The 18,429-nt window shown below is 68.4% G+C and carries 18 protein-coding genes and 1 tRNA gene; 14 read left to right on the top strand and 5 right to left on the bottom strand.

Translation table 11 applies throughout. The features are described 5' to 3' along the window. Nucleotides 1-28: 28 nt before the first annotated feature. A complete protein-coding gene (locus tag Q333_RS0115625) occupies nt 29-604 on the bottom strand; it encodes a hypothetical protein (protein WP_051651383.1) in 576 nt (191 codons plus the stop codon). Between the two features lie 89 nt (nt 605-693). Between Q333_RS0115625 and Q333_RS0115620 the strand changes: the two genes are divergently transcribed. The 3 genes from Q333_RS0115620 (at nt 694) to Q333_RS0115610 (ending at nt 3,166) form a co-directional block, all read left to right on the top strand. Then, nucleotides 694-1,800, top strand: a complete 1,107-nt coding sequence (locus Q333_RS0115620) for a winged helix-turn-helix domain-containing protein (RefSeq protein WP_051651382.1) — start codon at nt 694-696, stop codon at nt 1,798-1,800. 74 nt (nt 1,801-1,874) lie between these two features. Then, nucleotides 1,875-2,660 carry an isocitrate lyase/PEP mutase family protein gene (locus tag Q333_RS0115615; protein WP_029418183.1) on the top strand — a complete coding sequence of 262 codons (786 nt, stop codon included), beginning with the start codon at nt 1,875-1,877 and terminating at the stop codon, nt 2,658-2,660. Continuing rightward, nucleotides 2,657-3,166: a methylated-DNA--[protein]-cysteine S-methyltransferase gene (locus tag Q333_RS0115610; protein ID WP_029418182.1), complete on the top strand. Its 510-nt coding sequence runs from the start codon at nt 2,657-2,659 to the stop codon at nt 3,164-3,166. The genes Q333_RS0115615 and Q333_RS0115610 overlap by 4 nt, the downstream gene beginning before the upstream one ends. A 3-nt stretch (nt 3,167-3,169) precedes the next feature. Here Q333_RS0115610 and Q333_RS0115605 read toward each other — a convergent pair whose 3' ends face one another. Next, entirely contained in the window at nt 3,170-5,824 is a 2,655-nt protein-coding gene (locus tag Q333_RS0115605) for a M14 family metallopeptidase (RefSeq protein ID WP_029418181.1), read from the bottom strand. A gap of 124 nt (nt 5,825-5,948) precedes the next feature. Here Q333_RS0115605 and Q333_RS0115600 point away from each other — a divergent pair, with 124 nt between their 5' ends. The 5 genes from Q333_RS0115600 (at nt 5,949) to Q333_RS0115580 (ending at nt 11,236) form a co-directional block, all read left to right on the top strand. After that, entirely contained in the window at nt 5,949-6,632 is a 684-nt protein-coding gene (locus Q333_RS0115600) for a hypothetical protein (RefSeq protein ID WP_029418180.1), read from the top strand. Further along, on the top strand, nt 6,625-6,834 hold the full coding sequence (locus Q333_RS0115595) for a helix-turn-helix transcriptional regulator (protein WP_029418179.1): 210 nt from the start codon (nt 6,625-6,627) through the stop codon (nt 6,832-6,834). The genes Q333_RS0115600 and Q333_RS0115595 overlap by 8 nt, the downstream gene beginning before the upstream one ends. A 286-nt stretch (nt 6,835-7,120) precedes the next feature. Continuing rightward, on the top strand, nt 7,121-10,381 hold the full coding sequence (locus Q333_RS0115590; RefSeq protein ID WP_157072493.1) for a TonB-dependent receptor domain-containing protein: 3,261 nt from the start codon (nt 7,121-7,123) through the stop codon (nt 10,379-10,381). 114 nt (nt 10,382-10,495) lie between these two features. Then, complete coding sequence (locus Q333_RS0115585; protein ID WP_029418177.1) at nt 10,496-10,678, top strand: hypothetical protein; 183 nt, start codon at nt 10,496-10,498, stop codon at nt 10,676-10,678. A gap of 195 nt (nt 10,679-10,873) precedes the next feature. Next, on the top strand, nt 10,874-11,236 hold the full coding sequence (locus tag Q333_RS0115580; protein WP_029418176.1) for a DUF6481 family protein: 363 nt from the start codon (nt 10,874-10,876) through the stop codon (nt 11,234-11,236). Nucleotides 11,237-11,365: 129 nt separating this feature from the next. Here the strand turns inward: Q333_RS0115580 and Q333_RS0115575 are convergent. Continuing rightward, nucleotides 11,366-11,441, bottom strand: a tRNA-Ala gene (locus Q333_RS0115575). Between the two features lie 199 nt (nt 11,442-11,640). After that, nucleotides 11,641-12,096, bottom strand: coding sequence for a TIGR02300 family protein (locus tag Q333_RS0115570; RefSeq protein WP_029418175.1), 456 nt, complete (start codon nt 12,094-12,096; stop codon nt 11,641-11,643). Nucleotides 12,097-12,229: 133 nt separating this feature from the next. On the opposite strand from Q333_RS0115570, the gene aroA reads away from it, so the two are divergent. From aroA to mscL, 6 genes are all read left to right on the top strand, one after another. Next, nucleotides 12,230-13,543: a 3-phosphoshikimate 1-carboxyvinyltransferase gene (aroA, locus tag Q333_RS0115565; protein ID WP_084176201.1), complete on the top strand. Its 1,314-nt coding sequence runs from the start codon at nt 12,230-12,232 to the stop codon at nt 13,541-13,543. Continuing rightward, on the top strand, nt 13,540-13,836 hold the full coding sequence (locus Q333_RS0115560; protein ID WP_029418173.1) for a hypothetical protein: 297 nt from the start codon (nt 13,540-13,542) through the stop codon (nt 13,834-13,836). Before aroA ends, Q333_RS0115560 begins: the two co-directional genes overlap by 4 nt. Then, nucleotides 13,833-14,474 carry a (d)CMP kinase gene (gene cmk, locus Q333_RS0115555; RefSeq protein ID WP_029418172.1) on the top strand — a complete coding sequence of 214 codons (642 nt, stop codon included), beginning with the start codon at nt 13,833-13,835 and terminating at the stop codon, nt 14,472-14,474. Before Q333_RS0115560 ends, cmk begins: the two co-directional genes overlap by 4 nt. Nucleotides 14,475-14,620: 146 nt before the next feature. After that, the gene (rpsA, locus tag Q333_RS0115550) at nt 14,621-16,324 is read left to right on the top strand and encodes a 30S ribosomal protein S1 (RefSeq protein WP_029418171.1); all 1,704 of its coding nucleotides are present in this window, start codon (nt 14,621-14,623) and stop codon (nt 16,322-16,324) included. Nucleotides 16,325-16,571: 247 nt separating this feature from the next. Next, the gene (locus tag Q333_RS0115545; protein WP_029418170.1) at nt 16,572-16,862 is read left to right on the top strand and encodes an integration host factor subunit beta; all 291 of its coding nucleotides are present in this window, start codon (nt 16,572-16,574) and stop codon (nt 16,860-16,862) included. After that, nucleotides 16,862-17,284, top strand: coding sequence for a large-conductance mechanosensitive channel protein MscL (gene mscL, locus Q333_RS0115540; protein ID WP_029418169.1), 423 nt, complete (start codon nt 16,862-16,864; stop codon nt 17,282-17,284). The genes Q333_RS0115545 and mscL overlap by 1 nt, the downstream gene beginning before the upstream one ends. On the opposite strand, the gene Q333_RS0115535 is transcribed toward mscL, so the two are convergent. Then, the gene (locus tag Q333_RS0115535; RefSeq protein ID WP_029418168.1) at nt 17,281-18,402 is read right to left on the bottom strand and encodes a GNAT family N-acetyltransferase; all 1,122 of its coding nucleotides are present in this window, start codon (nt 18,400-18,402) and stop codon (nt 17,281-17,283) included. The genes mscL and Q333_RS0115535 overlap by 4 nt on opposite strands. Nucleotides 18,403-18,429 lie beyond the last annotated feature (27 nt).

The following is an 18,429-nucleotide window of genomic DNA, read 5'->3' as shown; positions in this document are numbered from 1 at the left end:
ATCACCCAGTGAGCGGGCCGCGCCCCCTTCAGCGCTGCCGCCGCGCTCCCCGGAACAGGGCCGCCGCGACCAGCCAGGCGGCGGTGAAGGCGGCGGTGGTGACGAGGATGACCACGGGCCATTTCTCCGTGCCCTCGCCCCAGTCGGCGACCCAGGCCCAGGTTCCGATGCCGAACTGGACGGCGGCGGCGGCGGTGAGGACGAGGCTCATGCCGCCGGCGCGGAAGCGGACCAGGATGGAGCCAAACAGGACGGTGGCGAGCACCAGGCCAAACCACAGGTTCTGGGGGTTGTTCTCCGAGCCGATGACGCCCACGGCGCCGTTGATCCAGAACAGGAGGATCGAGGTGGCCAGGGTGACCAGCACGCCGAGGCGATAGCCCCAGTCGCGGGAGGCGCGGACCACGACCTCGCAGACCAGACCCGCGCCGATCAGGATCGCGCCCGCCAGCAGGAAGTCGAAGGCGGTCCACTGGACCTCGGGGTTGAAGCGCATGGCCACCGCAGGGGTGATGAGCAGCACGGCGACGCAGCCCCAGCCGATGAGGCGCAGGATAGGCAGCAGGCGCTCGGGCGGGGCGGCGGGGGTCGGGGTGTCGGTCATTGCCTTGGGCTCCGGATCGGGTGAGGCTTCGAGCATGGCCGACGGGGCGGTGAGCGTCCTGAGCCGGACCTGAGGAAACGCTGAAACCCGTGCCGCGCCGAGTCTATCGCTTCGATCGCTTCGAGCTGGACCCCGAGGATCGGCGGCTGACGCGCGACGGGGCGACGGTGGAGGTCAGCGGGCGGTATCTGGATGCGCTGGTGCTGATGGTCTCCGAGCCGGGGCGGCTGGTGACCAAGGAGCGGTTTCTGGACGAGGTGTGGAAGGGCGTGCCTGTGACCGACGAGGCCCTGTCGCAGGCGATCCGGTCGCTGCGCCGCGCGCTGGGGGACGAGGCGGCGCGACCCCGGATGATCGAGACGGCGCCGAAGCATGGCTATCGCTTCATCGCCCCGCTGACGGTGGTGGAGACGGACGAGGCGGCCGGCGCGGTCCCGGCTGAGGCCGCAGCGATGGTGGCGGTTCCGTCGGCCGTCCAAGCGCGCAGGGAGCGGCCCCTGGATCGGGTGTTCGAGGTCGGGCGGGCGGGCACCCTGGGCGGCGGGGCGGCCGGGGTCGTCGGTGGACTGGTCTATGGGGCGCTGGGCGTGCTGGGCGGCGAAGGCGCGGGTGCGTCGGGCGTGCTGGTGATGATCTGCGTGACGGCGTTGGTCGGTCTGGCGGGCGGGGCGGGCGTGGGCTTCGGCATCGCGGCGGGCGAGCGGGCGGCGGGCGGGGTTCTGGGCCGGATCGGCGGGGGACTGGTCGGCGGCCTGCTGGTGGGGGCGGTGGTTCGGCTGCTGGGACTGGATGCGTTCGAGCTGCTGTTCGGCCAGGCGCCAGGCGCGATCACTGGGGCGATGGAGGGCGCGGTTCTTGGCGGTGCGGTCGGCGTCGCTGTCGTGCTGGGCGATCGCATCGGCGGGGTGTGGAAACGGCGCGCGGTCGCGGGCGGACTGGTCGGCGGGGTCGCGGGCGTGGGGATCGTGCTGATCGGCGGGCGGCTGCTCGTCGGCAGTCTTCAGACGCTGGCGCAGGCCTTTCCGGATTCGCGGCTGACGCTGGAGCCGGTCGGGGCGCTGTTCGGTGAGCCGGGGCTGGGTCCTGTGTCGCACGCGGCAGCGAGCGGTCTGGAGGGGATGCTGTTCGCGGGTTGCGTGGCGGCCGCGATCGCCTTGACGCGGCGCAGTCACGGTTCTGTCGGAACCCCGGTCTGACCGTCGATGTCCGATTTCCGCGAGACTTCGATCGTCGTGCGGGGCAGGCTGGAGGCTTAACCGGAGATGCCCAAATGCCCGTCGAAAGCTTTCGCCGCCTGCACCAGGGCGGGCTGCTGATCCTTCCCAACGCCTGGGACGCGGCGTCGGCGGCGCTGTCGGTCGCGGCGGGGGCGAAGGCGGTGGCGACGACCAGCGCGGGCGTGGCCTGGGCGCTGGGGTGGCCCGACGGGGCGCGGCCGCCCGAGGGCGATCTGCTGGCGGCGACCGCGCGGATCGTCAGGGCGGCGGACGGGTCGCCGGTCAGCGCTGATGTGGAGGGGGGTTTCTCCGAAGATCCGGGTCTGGTCGCGGCCTTTGTGCAGCGGGTCGCGGATGTCGGCGTCGTGGGGATCAACATTGAGGACGGAGCGGGTCCGGCTGAGGTGCTCGCCGAGAAGATCGCGGCGATACGGGCGGCGATGGGCGGCGATCTGTTCGTCAACGCCCGCTGCGACCTGTGGCTGAGGCAGATCGGTCCGGCCGAGGGGCGGCTGGAAGAGGCGGCGCGGCGGGCGGCGCTGTACCGCGAGGCGGGCGCCGACGGCCTGTTCATGCCTGGCGTTACCGACGAGGCCACGGCGAGGGCGCTGGTCGGCTTCGGCCTGCCGCTGAACCTGCTGGCGCGGGCGGCCCTGCCGGATGCGGCGACGCTGGAGGGGTGGGGCGTGCGTCGGCTCAGCGCCGGGTCGAACATGGCGGCCGTGGCCTATGGAGCGGCGGAGGCGATGACGCGGGCCTTTCTGGCGGACGGACGGTCCGGGCCGCAGATCGAGGCCGCGTTCGACTATGGCGCGCTCAATGCCCTGATGAGCCGGTGAGGCTGGCGGTCGCGCGCATCGACAGCCCGATCGGGCCGCTGGCGCTGGCGGTCGACGCGGAGGGTCGGCTGAGAGGGGTGTCGTTCGGCGAAAGCCTGGGGTCGGCGATGCGGCGGGAGTATGGGGATGTGGACATGCTCGCCGGGGACGCGCCCGCGTCGATGGGTCAGGCGATCGGGCGCTATTTCGAAGGCGAGCGGTCGGCGCTGGAGGCGATCGACTGGTCGCTGGAGGGGGCGGCGGGCGAGTCTGGATTTCAGGCGCGAGTCTGGCGGGCGCTGGCCGAGGTGCCGGCGGGCCAGACGATCAGCTATGGCGAGATGGCCAGGCGCGCGGGCGAGCCGGGCGCGGCCCAGGCGGCGGGCGTGGCGCTGAACCGCAATCCCATCCCCTTGGTCCTCGCGTGCCACCGCGTGGTCGGCGCCGACGGGGCCATGGTGGGTTTCGGCGGCGGGCTGGAGCGGAAGACGTGGCTGCTACGCCATGAAGGCGCGTTGCTGATCTGAGCCCTACCAGCTTGGCGAGCTGCGCGCCGGGCCAAGCAGGACAGCATTGATAAGGAGGGGTTTGAGACCCTCCAGATAACCGCGCACGGTCGGATCCTGGGTGAAGGCGATCAGTTGGCCGCGACCCAGCCCGTTGACCATCACCGCCGGCTTGAAGGCCAGGCGCGCGCGGTTCTCGGCCCACATCTGGCCGGAGACGACGAGATCGTTGCGACCGGCGAAGCGGACGACGTTGACGCCCTCGCCCTGGCCGAGTGGGGCGTAGATGTCGGCGCCCTGAACCAGCACGTTGACGGTCGGGGCGATGCCGGCGGCGAGCCAGTGCTCGGTGTCGACCTGGGCCAGGGCGAGGGCGCCCGCGACGCTGGCCGGGCCAGGCTCGGCGACGCCGATCAGGCTTTCGTAGTGGGCCTCGTCCGCGATGATGTCGGCGGCGGCGTCCTCTTCTTCCGACGACGGGTCCTGGCGGCGGGAGGCGAGGAGGTCCGCGTCCTCGTCGGCCATCAGGCGGCTGGCCCGGCCGAGCGTGATCAGGGTGCCGCCGCGCTGGACCCAGCCGCGAAGGTTGGCGACGCCGCCAGAGCCCAGCGCGCTTTCGTAGTTGCCGCCTTCGGGCAGGATCAGGACCTGGAAATGGGACAGGTCGGCGGAGGTCAGGCTGGACGTCCGCACGACGGTGACGGGCAGGCCGAACTCGCGCTCCAGGATGTAGCGGGTCGCGCCGGCGGCGGTGGGGCTGGTCGGTTCGTCCCAGGCCAGAGCGATGTTGGGTGCGCGGACCAGGACAGCGCCGTCCGAGCCGAAGCTGGGGCCGTCGGCGACCCAGCTGTCGGCGATGCCGGTGACCCGGGCGCCGGTCTGGGTGGCGAGCGTTTGCATGCGCTGGTCGAGGTCGGCCGGCCCCCCCGCTCGGGTGATCAGCATCGTGCCGGACGGCCAGCGGCGGCCGTCCTTTTCGAAGGACCGCTCGATGGAGCGGACGGCCACGCCCTGCTGGATCGCGGCGGCCATGAGCTTGAGCCCCGCCACGCCGGGCTGGACGAGATAGCCGTAGGCGGCGCCGGCCTCCGCGACGGAGCCGGGGCGGACCAGGGTCGGTCCGGCCGACGTCGTGGCGACCGACGGGACCGTGCCGCAGCGGACGAAAGGTGTGTTGAACATCACCGGCATGGACCAGGCGGTGACGTCGTAGATCTGGTCGCCCAGGCCCCGGGCGCGACGGCGCTCCTGTTCGGCGAGGAAGTCGGCGTCCAGCGGGACGTTCTGGTTCAGCAGCACCTCGGCCATGCGGCGCTGGGGCTGGGCCAGCGGCACGACGTAGGAGCCGGCGGGGTAGCTCTGGCCACAGGCGGTGAAGGCGGCGCTGGCGCGGCCGACCTCGACGCCGGAGCGGGTGAGCAGGCCTGCGAGCTTGTCGACGGTGGTCGGGTCTGCCGGGTTGGGGGCCAGCACGAACGCGCCGCGTCCGCCGGAGACGCCGTCCTGGCCGAAGGCGTATGCGTTTCTGAGCAGGCGCTCGCGGTTGGCGGCGGCGGCCTCGATGGTCGACAGGGTGGCGATCAGGTGGTTCCGGACCGTCTCGCGGTAGGTCAGGATCTCGCCCGACGAGCGCCTGGCGATCAGGCCCCGCGCCGAGCCCTGCTCATAGGTCATGGAGACCGAGCCGAGGTAGGCCGGCCAGCCGTCGCCGTAGCCGGGATAGAAGGCGTCGTAGGTCTGGCGGTTGAAGTAGGCGATGCCCTGTTCGTCGAAGCGGCGGGCGGTGTTCCTGCCGATGATCTCGCGGCTCTCGAGCGTGTTCTGGGTCAGGAGCGGATTGAGCGGCTCGGCCTCGGGCGGGAAGAAGAAGGTCTGGTCTGTGCCCATTTCATGGCTGTCGACCAGGACCTGGGGCCGCCAGGCGAGGACCAGGGGCGCGTGGCCCTGGGTTTCCGGCTGGGTCTGGATGAACCAGTCGCGGTTCAGATCGAACAGGTCGTGGTTAACGCGACCCGACGGCCAGGGCTCGTCGCGCTCGGCCGACAGGGGGTCCGGGTTCGGGCGGGTGCCCAGCCCGGCGTAGAGGCTGTCGGTGAAGCGATCGCGTCCGTCCGGGTTCTGGGTCGGGACCATGATGACCAGCGTCTTCGACAGCCAGTCCTGGATCGCCGGATCGCGCGAGGCGAGCAGGTGGTGGGCCGCGGCCATGGCGGCGTCGGCGGGGCTGATCTCATTGCCGTGGACGGAATAGGCCATCCACACCACGGCGGGCTGGTCGGCGATGATGGCCTGGGCCTGGGCCGGGGTCGTCACTCGAGGATCGGCGAGCGCGCGCGAATTGGCCTGGATCTGGTCCATGCGGGCGATGTTTGCCGGCGTGCCGATGGCGGCCCACCACAGGGGGCGGCCCTCGTGTGTGCGACCGTACTCGCCGATGACGACGCGGTCGTTGGCGTGGGCCCGCAAGGCCTCGAAATAGGTGCGGACGTCGGCCGGGCGGGTGACGAAGTCGCCGCTGTCGTAGCCGAGGACCGAGCGGACCGTCGGGACGGCCGGGTCGAAAGTCGTTCCCGCGATCAGGGGCTGGGGCTGGGTCTGGGCGGAAGCGGCGAGCGGCGCGGCGAAGGCGGCGAGCGCGACAAGGCCGGTCGCGGCGAGGCGGACAAAGGCGGACGACATCAAGACAGGCACCCCCGGGAGACGAGGCCTCACCCTATCGGTCGGGTCGGAAAAGCCAATGCCCCGCTTGACGTGATGTAACCCATAGGTGATATGTAACCCCAAGGTGACATGGAGTAGAGCGATGGACCGGCAGCGCGACAGGGGAGGTTACTGGGCCGAGGCGTCGTGGTGGAGCAGGCTCCTGATCGGTGGCGGGGCCATCGCGACGGTCGCCGGCTTCGCCTTCGGCCTGCGCGCCGAGGGCGACGTGGCTACCGGCTTCGGTGTGTTGGCCGGCGCGGGCATGGTGATCTTCGCCGTCGGTCTGGTGAAGCTCTGGATCGACCATGAGGGCCGGGCCCGGGCGAACGATCTGGGCGGCGCCAGCAAGCGCGAGCGACTGCAGGCGCAGCGGACACGGCAGTTGTGGGTCCTGCCCTTCCTGTCGATCTTTCTTCTGTCCCAGGCCGCCTGGATCGGCCTGCCGAACATCCTGTCGGGAGCGGCCGAGTTCCGCGACTATCTCAGCCTGCTGTTGCCGGTGCTTTATGCCTGGGTGGTGACCGCCATGGTGATGGGGTGGGATGGGCAGACCCGTCAGAACCGCCGCTGGCTGGAGGACGAACTGACCCAGGTCATTCGCGCCCGCGCCCTGTCGGCCGCCTTCTCCGTTCTGATGGCCGGAGTCACGATCGCGCTCGGGATCGGATTCTTCTGGAATCCGGATTACGGCGTCATCGCCAGCCTGTTCGCCATCACCGCCGCATCGGCGACGGCCGGCCTGCGTTTCGTCTGGCTGGACCGAGAGTTCGGCAAGGATGGGTGACCCTCGGCTGGGTTCTCGACTGAAGGAGGCGCGCACCGCTGCCGGTCTGACCCAGGCCGAGCTGGCCGAACGGGCAGGGGTGTCGAGAAAGACGATCAACACCGTCGAGAACGGCATCTTCGTGCCCTCGACCCTGCTGGCTTTGGCGCTTGCGCGGGCACTGGGGACGACGGTTGAAGGCCTGTTCTACCTCACCGACTGAGTGGCGCCGCCGGATGGTGCCGAGATCGCATACCCCGATTGCGGCGGATCGGCTTGCCGCCCCAGGCCGCAGGTCGCGGTGTTCCGCTCGAAACCGGCATCCTCTTCATGGCCGGCTGCGACGACCGATGAGAGCGATGATGTGTTGCTCAGGTTCCGCACCGAACGGGATTGTGACCGTACCGCGACCGAATACTGACCGCATTGTTGCGTTCGAGGACGCCGCCCGCAATGATGCGCTGCGGTCGGGAGGACTGGCCGTTCTGATTTCCCTGGGGGGCCTGACCATGAGTGTTTCAAACCGCGCGCGCCTGCTGGGCACCACGCTGATTACCAGCCTGGCGTTGGGCGTCTTCGCCGCGCCGCAGATGGCCGCCGCGCAGGACGGGCAGGAGGCCTCCGAGGTCGACGAGATCATCGTCACCGGCTCGCGCATCCGGCGCAGCCCGGCCAACTCGCCCACGCCCCTGATCCAGGTGACGCAGGAAGACCTGCTGCAGTCGGGCGAGGTCAACGTCATCGACTTCCTGGCGGATATCCCTGCCCTGTCCGGCTCGATCGTTCCGGAGGACACGACGGGCGCGAACCTGAACGACGGCGGCCTGTCTCTGCTCGGCCTGAGAAACCTCGGAACGGTTCGGACCCTGACTTTGGTCGACGGCCGTCGCCATGTCGGCTCCGTGCCGGGCAGTCTGTCGGTCGACGTCGACACCATCCCGCGCCTGCTGATCGAGAACGTCGAGGTGATCACCGGCGGCGCCGCGGCCGTCTACGGCGCAGACGCCGTTTCGGGCGTGGTCAACTTCGTGCTCAAGAAGGATTTTGATGGCCTGGAGATCGACGGGTCCATCGCCGAGATCAACCAGGATCACCAGCTCAGCGAGCGTCTGTCGATCATCTGGGGCCAGAACCTGCTGGATGGCCGCCTGAACTACTATGTGTCTGGGGAATACAACGCCAACGAGGAGGTGCTGGATGCCGACGTCGACTGGCGTCGTGAGAGCTGGGGCTTCCTGGGCAACGACCTGGATCCGGCCGCGACGCCCAATGACGGCGTGCCGGACCTGGTGCTGGTGCGCGACATCCGCACCTATATCCGGGGCACCAACTTCGGCGGGGTGACCATCCTGGCGACGGGCGTGCAGCCCAGCCCGTCGTCCGATCCGGACATCCCGTTCGCCACCTGCCCGACCACCAGTTTCTCGGCCAACTGCTTCTCGCTGGCGCCGACAAACAATCCCAACAACTCCTACCTCTACACCGGGACGGGGGCGTCGCAGCCGGTGACCTTCGGTCCGATCCGGTCGCAGACCGGCTTCACCCGCGTGGCGTCGAACGGGGGGCTGGGCCAGGTGCAGAACACCGAACAGGGGCAGGCCAGCCGCATCGGCGAATCCGAGGCCTATCGCTTCCAGACGGGGCTCAACTTCGACATCACCGACAGCATCAGCCTGTTCGCCGAGGCCAAGTACGTCGAGGAAGAGACCTATGACGCCGGTCAGCGGGTGTTCCACGACTTCAACATCCGGGCGCTCGCGCCTGGGACGGTCGGGGCCATCACGGCCACCACGGCCTTCGAAATCGGGCTGGACAACGCCTATCTGCCCGCCAACGTGCGCGCCGCCATCCAGGGCAATGTGCGTCAGGTCTACAACTCGGCCGGTGTGCTGACCGGAACGGTGGCGGACCCCCGGGCGCAGCACAAGCTGTATGGGCCGGCGCGCAATCAGACCAACAACCGCGAGCTGCAACGCTATGTCATCGGCCTGCGGGGCGATGCGGGCGATGTCGGCTTCGTGCGGAACGTCAACTGGGAAGCCGGCTACACCTATGGCGAGATGAACAACTCCAACGTCGAGCTGGGCGTGGACATCGTCCGCTATCAGGCGGCGGTCGACGCGGTGGTCGACACCGCGGGCATCGTCAACAACCGGCCGGGCGAGATCGTCTGCCGGGTGCAGCTCCTGCGCGCCCAGGGCATCCCGGTGCCGGATGCGACGCTGGGCGGTGTGACCTATTCGCGCCAGGGCGAGGTCATTTCCGGCTGCCGGCCCGTGCGGGTGTTCGGCGAGGGCGGCTTCTCGCAGGAGGCGCTGGACTATCTGCAGGCCGCCATCACGGTGACCGACCAGAACAAGCAGCACGACTTCCTGGCCTTCGCTTCCGGCGAGCTGTGGGACTTCTGGGGCGCCGGCCCGATCGGGGCCTCGGTCGGTTATGAGTACAGGAAGGAGATCACCAGCGGCGTCGGGCGCAACCGCGACACGGCTGGGCGCCTGCTGTTCCTGAACACCGGTCCGGACTTCGCCGAAGCCAGCTACGACACCAACGATGTCTTCGCAGAGCTGAGCATTCCGTTGTTGCGCGACCTGCCGTTTGTCCAGGCGGCCGAGATCAGCGGGGCCTACCGCTATTCCGACTATTCGAACGTCGGCGAGCAGGACACCTACAGCGCCCAGTTCCAGTGGCGCTTCAATGACGAGGTGATGTTCCGGGCGACCACCGCCACGGCCATCCGGGTGCCGAACCTGTCGGAAACCGACGAGCCGCTGGGCCAGACCTTCCAGAACGGCTTCGTCGATCCCTGCAGCGCCACGGTGATCAACAACCTGGCCGACCAGACCATCCGCACCAACCGGATCGCCAACTGCGCCACCCTGGCCGCGGCGGCGGGGCTGAACCTGACGTTTAACAACACCGGCGCCGCCAACTCCTACCTGCCGAACTACGGCTCGGGATCTGTGCCGGGACTGGCGGGTGGCAACCCCTTCCTGCAGCCGGAGACGTCGGAGAGCTTCACCTACGGCTTCGTCTGGTCGCCGGACTATCTCTTGCCGAACCTGACGGTCGTCATGGACTACTATGACATCCGGATCGAGGACGCGATCGCCTCGGTCTCGGCCCAGAACGCGGCGAACCAGTGCGTCAACGGCGATCAAGTGAACACGGGCGCCTGCGCCACCATCACGCGTGATCCTGGCAACTTCCAGGTGACCAGCTTCATCCAGGGGTCGCTGAACTACGCGGCACTGACGGCCAAGGGCGTGGACTTCTCCACCCGCTGGGGCGCCAACGTGTTCCGCTTCTTCGGGCGCGACTGGGGCACGTTCAGCCACTCGATCCGCGGCAACTGGCTGATCGAGCAGCACGACTTCGTCAACATCGTCGATCCGACGGACTCCACGGACTTCGAAGACTCGGTCGGCCTGCCGCGCGTGCGGTTCCTGTCGACGCTGAACTGGTCGCCGACGCCGGACCTGTCGTTCGTCTGGGACTGGGACTGGCAGGCCAGCCAGGAGATCGAGGACGTCGACAACATTGTCGCCAACCTGGATCGCTATGAGGACTTCAGATACCTGGAGACCGGCGACTACTCCCAGCACGACTTCTCCGTCCGCTGGCAGGTGCGTGACGACCTCGTCCTCCGGGCCGGGGTGATCAACGCCTTCGACGCCGATCCGGCGCGCTGGCTGGGCAACACCTCGGCGGACAACTTCGACCTGTTCGGACGGCGGTTCTATCTGAGCTTCAACTTCAAGCCGTTCTGATCGATCATGACGGCGAGGCACCGGGCCTCGCCGTCACGGCCTCGACCGCGAAGCGGAACCGCGGGAGAACCGCCACGTTTGCCCCGAGTCACGTTCCTGTCCCGGAGGTATCCGATGCGTCCTCTCGTCATTCCCGCCCTGATCCTGTCCGCGGCCGCTCTTGCGGCGTGTGGCCAGACCATCGAACAGCGCGCCGCCACCGGCGCGGTCGCAGGTGCCGTGGTCGCCGGCCCTGTGGGCGCCGCAATCGGAGGTGCGGCCGGCACTGCCGTCGGCCAGGCTTCAAAGCCCGATTAAGCCTCGCGGCCCGGTTGGATTCCTGCTGCCGAACCCCATATGATTGGAAAAGAGGCGCGCGTTCCGGGCAACCCGGACCGCGCGCCTTGATTTCGACCCGCGTTTGCGCTTTGCGAACGCCAGCGCGCCCTTGATCAGTGGATCGGGAGCGATGATACCCAGCCAGACCCCGAACAAGGACGACCGACCTCCCGCATGCGAGACCTCAAACAGACCGGCTTCACCGATCGCCTGACCGCCCAGCAGGAGGCCAAGAAGGCGCTCCTGGCCAAGTTCAAGCCCAAGCCGGCCGCCCCCGACCCCGAGTTCGACAAGCTGCAGGAGAAGCGCGCGGCCGAGCGTGAAGAGGCAAAGCGTCGCCTGGAGGCCGAGAAGGCCGAGATTCGTCGTCAGAAGGCCCAGAAGGAAGCCGAGCGTCTGGAGGCCGAGCGCCTGGCGCAGGAAGCCATCGACGCCGAAAAGCGAGCCGCCCGCAAGGAGCGCAAGCAGCTAACCAAGGAAGAGCAGAAGGCGGCACGCGACGCCCGTTATGCCGCCCGCAAGGCTCGCCAGCGCTGATATCGACGCCCAACGAAAAGCCCCGGTCGGATGATCCGCCGGGGCTTTTTCGTGTCTGAAGGCAAGGAGCCGACGACCGGCAAAATCATTTCCCGAGACCGCCGCCTGGGTTCAGGCCGGGAGGGGAAATGGTGGAGCTAAGCGGAGTCGAACCGCTGACCTCTTGAATGCCATTCAAGCGCTCTACCAACTGAGCTATAGCCCCGAACCTTTCGGTCGGATCGCCGGGCGGAAAACCGCCCCCCGGCGAGGCGGCGGAACCTATGTCAGGCGATTTTGCCGATCAAGCCCGCTCGAGGGATTTATTTTCGATCCCCACGAAGGCCGCCGGACCGGGCCCTAAACCCGCTCCGAAATGCCCGACGACCACAAGTCGCCGACAGGCGATGGGCCAACAAACCGGTTCAGTCGTCGTCCTTGCCCGGCTTGACCACGTCCTCGTCGAAGGCGTCGTCGTCCTCGTCCTCGAGGAAGGGCACGGAATCGTCGTCGTCGTCGGCCAGGACGTCGTCGTCATCGTCGCCGGCTTCGCCCATGCCGGGCTCCTCGGTCGGATCGACGGGGGCCTCGTCATCGTCGTCGGGGGTCAGGATGGGCTCGTGGCCCTCCTCGTCGATCTCCGGGGTGACGGTCTCTTCTTCTTCCTCGTCGCCGTCCGTGGACTTGTCGGCGACCTGATCCTCGGCCTCGTCGGCGGCGTAGCCACCCGGACGGCCGCGACGGTTGCGCAGCTTGATGGCCTCTTCAGGGTCGAACTCGGTGGCGCACTTGGGGCAGTGGGCGGGGCGCTTGTTCAGGTCATAGAACTTGGCCTGGCAGTTCGGGCAGACCTGCTTGGCGCCGAGTTTGGGATCAGCCACGGGGCGATGCCTTCAAAATGGGGGCGGGAGAAATCGGGCGCGTCCCTTGCCACCCCTTGGAGCCGCTGTCAAAACCCCGATACGGCTTGGCCTCGAGCGCCGCCGTTCCTCCGTTTGTCGGGAGCCCGAGCGGGTGAGCCACGCCCCCCATCTGACCGCGCTGCCGTCCTCCGGCCTGAAGGGCGTCGTGCGGGCGCCGGGCGACAAGTCGATGTCGCACCGGGCCATGATCCTGGGTGGCATGGCGCGAGGCGTCACCGAGGTCGAAAGCCTGCTGGAAGGCGACGACGTCCTGGCCACCGCGCGAGCGGTCGAGGCCTTCGGCGCGACTGTCGAGCGCCTGGGTGAAGGGCGCTGGCGGGTGATCGGTCGTGGCGAGCTGGCGTCGCCGGCCGAGGTCATCGACTGCGGCAACGCCGGTACCGGCGCGCGGCTGCTGATGGGAGCGGCAGCGGGATACGATTTGACGGCGACGTTCGACGGCGACGCTTCGCTGAGGAAGCGGCCGATGGGCCGAGTGACGGATCACCTGGAGCGGATGAGCGCGCGGTTTGACTGGAGCGGGGCCAAGGGGCTTCTTCCCGCGACCCTGAAAGGCGGCCGACTGAGCGCGATCGATCACGTTCAGACCGTCGCCTCGGCCCAGGTGAAGTCGGCGATCCTGCTGGCGGGGCTCAACGCCGAGGGCGTGACGTCGGTGACCGAACCGGAGAAGAGCCGGGATCACACCGAGCGGATGCTGCGCGCCTTCGGGGCCGAGGTGGATGTCGAAGAGGCCGCGGACGGCTGGGTCATCATGCTGAGGGGCGGGCAGCCGTTGACGGGGACGTCGGTCGCGGTGCCGGGCGATCCGTCGTCGGCGGCCTTTCCGTTGGCGGCCGGGCTGATCGTTCCGGGGTCGGAGGTGACGGTCGAGGGCGTGATGCTGAACCCGCTGCGAACCGGCCTGTTCGACACTTGGCGCGAGATGGGAGGCGACCTGACCATCTCGAACCGGCGCACTTCCGGCGGCGAGGAGGTCGGCGACATCACCGCGCGGCATTCCGCCCTGAAGGGCGTGGTGGTGCCGCAAGCCCGCGCCGCCTCCATGATCGACGAATATCCGATCCTGGCCGCCACGGCCGCCTTCGCCGAGGGGGAGACGGTGATGCGCGGCGTCGGCGAGATGCGGGTCAAGGAAAGCGATCGCATCCGCCTGATGGTCGATGGTCTGCGCGCCTGCGGCGTGGCCGTGGAGGAGGAGCCCGAGGGCTTCATCGTCGCCGGCGGCGCGGTGCCGGGAGGGGCGATGGTGCACACCGCGCACGATCACCGCATCGCCATGAGCCACCAAGTGCTGGGACTGGCGGCGCAGGCTGCGGTGACCGTGGACGAGCCCGAGATGATCGCAACGAGCTTTCCGGGGTTCGTGGAGATGATGCGCGGCCTCGGCGGGGATATCTCATGATCCGGCTCCAGGGCGTCAGGGTCTGGCGGCCGGAGTGGGGCGACCCCAACGGCGTCCTCCTGGCCGGCGTCGCGACCGTGCTTTTCGGCGCGGGCTTCTTCCGGGTGTGGGACACAGGACGTGTCGGCTGGCCCGACGACGCCTTCTTTGCCGACAGGCTGGACGACCCGGTGAAGTTTTATGTCATCCTGGTCGCCATCGGACTGGCGGGACTTGTCGCACTGGCCATCGTCGTTTCCCTCGCGTGGGACCTTGTCGCCCGTTGGCGCCGTGATAGCGGTGGGACGTCATGACCCGCCCTCTCGTCATCGCCGTCGATGGGCCTGCCGCCTCGGGCAAGGGAACGATCGCGTCGCGGCTCGCGGGCCATTACGGCCTGCCGTTCCTGGATACGGGCCTGCTGTATCGCGCCGTCGGCGTCGATCTGCTGAGCGGCGGGCGCGACTTGTCCGACGCGCGGGCGGCGGAAGAGGCTGCGCGGGCTCTGACACCCGAACGGCTGTCCAACCCGGAGACCCTGACCACCGGCGACGCCGGCGAGGCGGCCAGCCGGGTGGCGGGCATCCCCGGCGTGCGGGCGGCGTTGCTGGAGCTGCAACAGGCCTTCGCGCGCCAGCCGGGCGGCGCCGTGCTGGACGGGCGCGACATCGGCACGGTGATCGCGCCGGACGCCCCGGCCAAGCTGTTCGTCACCGCCTCGCCCGCGGTGCGCGCGCGGCGTCGCTGGCAGCAACTCAACGAGCGCGGCGACGTCATCACCTACGAGGCCATGCTGGCCGACATCCTGCGCCGCGACGAGCGTGACGCCGGCCGCGGGGCCGCGCCGATGGTGCAGGCCCCGGACGCGGTCTTGCTCGACACCACCGAGATGGATATAGAGGCCGCCTTCGATGCGGCCCGCCGTATCGTCGAGGCGGCGCGCGCTCGATAAGAGCCAATCCAACGCACCCAACCTCGGCTTCCGCGGGCGTTCTGGCTCATCCGCCTCGCCTCGGCCCGTCTACCCAAAGCCATCCCAACCTCGCGCAGGGCCGAACGGTCGTGCGCCTTCAGCCTTTCCTCCAACCCCAGAGTTTCATGACCGACACCCTTTCCCCCTCGCGCGACGATTTCGCCGCGCTTCTCGACCAGAGCCTCGGCGGCCGCGATCTCGGCGAAGGCCAGGTCGTCCACGGCCGCGTGGTCGGCGTCGAGAAGGACATCATCATCATCGACGTCGGTCTGAAGACCGAAGGCCGCATCCCGGCCCGCGAGTTCGGCATCGGCGAAGGTGCCGTGATCCCCAAGGTCGGCGATGACGTCGAGGTCTATCTGGAGCGCGTCGAGAACGCCCTGGGTGAAGCGGTCATCAGCCGCGACAAGGCCCGCCGCGAGGAAGCCTGGACCCGTCTGGAAGTCGTGTTCGCCGACGGCCAGCCGGTCAACGGCGTGATCGTGGGCCGCGTGAAGGGCGGCTTCACCGTCGACCTGGGCGGCGCCTCGGCCTTCCTGCCGGGCTCGCAGGTGGACATCCGTCCGGTCCGCGACGTCGGCCCGCTGATGGGCAAGGAACAGCCCTTCGCCATCCTGAAGATGGACCGTCCGCGCGGCAACATCGTCGTCTCGCGTCGCGCCATCCTGGAAGAGGCTCGCGCCGAACAGCGCACCGAACTGGTCGGCCAGCTGCAGGAAGGCGAAGTCCGCGACGGCGTCGTCAAGAACATCACCGACTACGGCGCGTTCGTGGACCTGGGCGGCATCGACGGCCTGCTGCACGTCACCGACATGAGCTGGAAGCGCGTCTCGCACCCGAGCCAGGTCCTGGCCGTGGGCGACACCGTCAAGGTGCAGATCGTCAAGATCAACCCGGACACCCAGCGCATCAGCCTGGGCATGAAGCAGCTGCAGTCCGACCCGTGGGACGGCGTCGAAGCCAAGTACCCGCCGGGGGCCAAGTACACGGGCCGCATCACCAACATCACCGACTACGGCGCCTTCGTGGAGCTGGAAGCCGGGGTCGAGGGCCTAGTCCACGTCTCCGAAATGTCCTGGACCAAGAAGAACGTCCATCCGGGCAAGATCGTCTCCACCTCGCAGGAAGTGGACGTGGTCGTGCTGGACGTCGACGCCTCCAAGCGCCGCATCTCGCTGGGCCTGAAGCAGGCCCAGGACAATCCGTGGGACGCCTTCGTGGCCGCCCATCCGATCGGCTCGACCGTCGAGGGCGAGGTCAAGAACGCCACCGAGTTCGGCCTGTTCATCGGCCTGGACAACGACATCGACGGCATGGTCCACCTGTCGGACCTGGACTGGAACGTCTCGGGCGAGGAAGCCATTCAGCGCTATCGCAAGGGCGAGATGGTCAAGGCCAAGGTGCTGGACGTTGACGTCGAGAAGGAACGCGTCTCGCTCGGCATCAAGCAGCTGGGCGGCGATCCGATCGGCGAGGGCGACACCTACAAGAAGGGCCAGATCGTCACCGTGACCGTGACGGCCATCGAGAGCGGCGGCGTCGAGGTCAAGTTCGGCGACGATACGGCTCCGGTCACCAGCTTCATCCGCAAGTCGGACCTGTCGCGCGACCGCAACGAGCAGCGCACCGAGCGCTTCTCGGTCGGCGACCGCGTCGACGCCATGATCACCACCGTGGACAAGGCCTCGCGCCGCATCTCGGTGTCGATCAAGGCGCTTGAGATGAAGGACGAGCAGGAGGCCATCGAGCAGTTCGGCTCGTCGGACTCGGGCGCGTCGCTGGGCGACATCCTGGGCGCGGCGCTGCGTGAGAAGGCCGGCAAGGAGTGATCCCCGCGGCTTGATCCTTTCAAGCCACTGATCCGGTGACGGGCCTTGGGGCGGTCGGAGCAATCCGGCCGCCCTTTGTGTTTGGGTCCAGATTCCGTATGCGGTTTTGGCTGATTAACGCATTTTCCCCGCATGTAAGCGCCGATCAGGCCTTTTTCGCCCGGCGAGCGAAGGCTAGGGTGGCCTTGCAACCCGGTTGAAGTTGCACCCGTATTTGCTCGTTGGAGCGGGAAGGGCGGGGGCCTGAATGATCAAATCCGAGCTGATCGAGAAGTTGGCAGCCGAGAATACCCACCTGACTCAGGCCGAGGTCGAGCGGGTTGTGAACGTCGTCCTGGGCCGCATGACGGAGGCCATGAGCGAGGGCGGCCGGGTCGAGCTGCGCGGATTCGGGGCCTTTTCGGTGCGGTCACGGCCGGCGCGGGTGGGGCGCAATCCGCGCACCGGAGAGACCGTCGACGTACCGGCGAAATCCGTGCCCTTCTTCAAGAGCGGCAAGGAGCTGCGCGAGCGGCTGAACGCGGGCGGCGACGCCTGATGAGCCTCTTTTCGGAATTCAAGGAATTCGCAGCACGCGGCAACGTCGTCGATCTGGCGGTTGGCGTGATCATCGGCGCTGCCTTCGGCAAGATCGTCACCAGCCTGGTCGAACAGGTTGTGATGCCGCCCATTGGCCTGGTGCTGGGCAGGGTGGATTTCTCGAATCTGAGGTGGGTTCTGGCACCTGAGGACCCGGCGACGGATGCGGTCGAGGAAGTCGCCATCCAGTACGGCGCCTTCATCAACACCGTGATCCAGTTCTTGATTGTGGCCTTCGTGGTGTTCCTGATGGTCAAGGCGATCAACAATCTGCGCCGTACCGAAGCGGCCAAGCCGGACCCGGCACCCGCCATCCCGACGCCGAGCGAAGCCCTGCTGGCAGAAATCCGCGACGAGCTGAAAGCGCGGCCGAAGGTCTAGGCAGCGCGTTCCGAAACCGCCGCATCGAGCGGCACTGGCCTCAGGCACATCTGATAGTCGCCATCGAAGGGGGTCGGGGTCCAGCTCTCCGAGCCCTCCACGCCAGGTTGGAAGTGGACATGGCAGTGACCCCAGCCGCCCTCTCGCCTCGCTGAGGCCGCCAGCGGACCCAACTGGCGCAGCAGGACCTCGTTGACGACCTGAATGCGGACTTTGGTGGCACCGAGCGCGCGGGCATTCGTCAGAAGGGCCTGAGCCAAAGCGGGTACGGCCCTGGGCTCGTCGCGGAAGGCGACAAGATCGAGAATCTCCAGCACCGGGGGCTCGATGACATTGGCCTTGGCCATCATGGCCATCGCATAGCCGGTGATGGCATCGCCTCGGTTGAAGGCGAGCACCAGCGGTTCGATTGTACGATCGGGGTCGGACAAGCGCCAACGTATGGCCGCCGGACTACGTTCGGCGATGATGCGACCCTCGGATCTGAGCGCGTTCCAGAAGTCGCCGAACTGGGAGCGGTCGTTGAGGTCCGAGAGAACGGCGACGCCTGCGGGCAGAACCAGCGGTCCGTGATCCATGAGACGGCGGTTGAGAAAGCGTTCGTGTCGCAGATCGACGAGTTGGGGCGCGCGACGGTCCACCTCGCGCCACAGTCGTCCGGCGGCGCATGTGACGGTGTCCAGCCGCCAGGCCAGCTTCAGGGCATGGGTGCGCGTGGGCCAGGGGTTCAGGCCATGGCGTGGGAACAGCGGACTGGACTTTGGATTAGCGTTGAAGGTGTAGCGGGCGAACATTCCGGGCTGTTCGGCGAAAGCCCGCAGCAACATGCGGCTGTGGCCCCGCGCCGGTGGCTGGACCACGATGGAGTAGCCGCTGGCTCCGTAGAGCGCGTCATCGCCGCGCCAGAACCTCTGGACGAGGTTTCCGGTGTAGCCGCGCGGCTCGCCTGTCTCGTCAATCAGTAGCCAGCCGGCCGGCGCCTCGGCCTCAATCCGCGCGGTGTGATTGAGCAGCCAGCGCCAGCCCGCGTCAGAGCGGCGCGGCCAGCCGACCGAGGCATGCAGGGCGTTGAGCGCCGGGGCGTCCCGATCCTGCACAGGTCTGAGCGAAAACGGCATGGCGGCGTTCCTGAACGGGACGAATCA

The organism is Brevundimonas bacteroides DSM 4726 (genome assembly GCF_000701445.1).
Taxonomy (GTDB): domain Bacteria; phylum Pseudomonadota; class Alphaproteobacteria; order Caulobacterales; family Caulobacteraceae; genus Brevundimonas; species Brevundimonas bacteroides.
The sequence above is the reverse complement of the archived record's forward strand: the minus strand, read 5'-3'. Positions and strand labels throughout refer to the sequence as shown.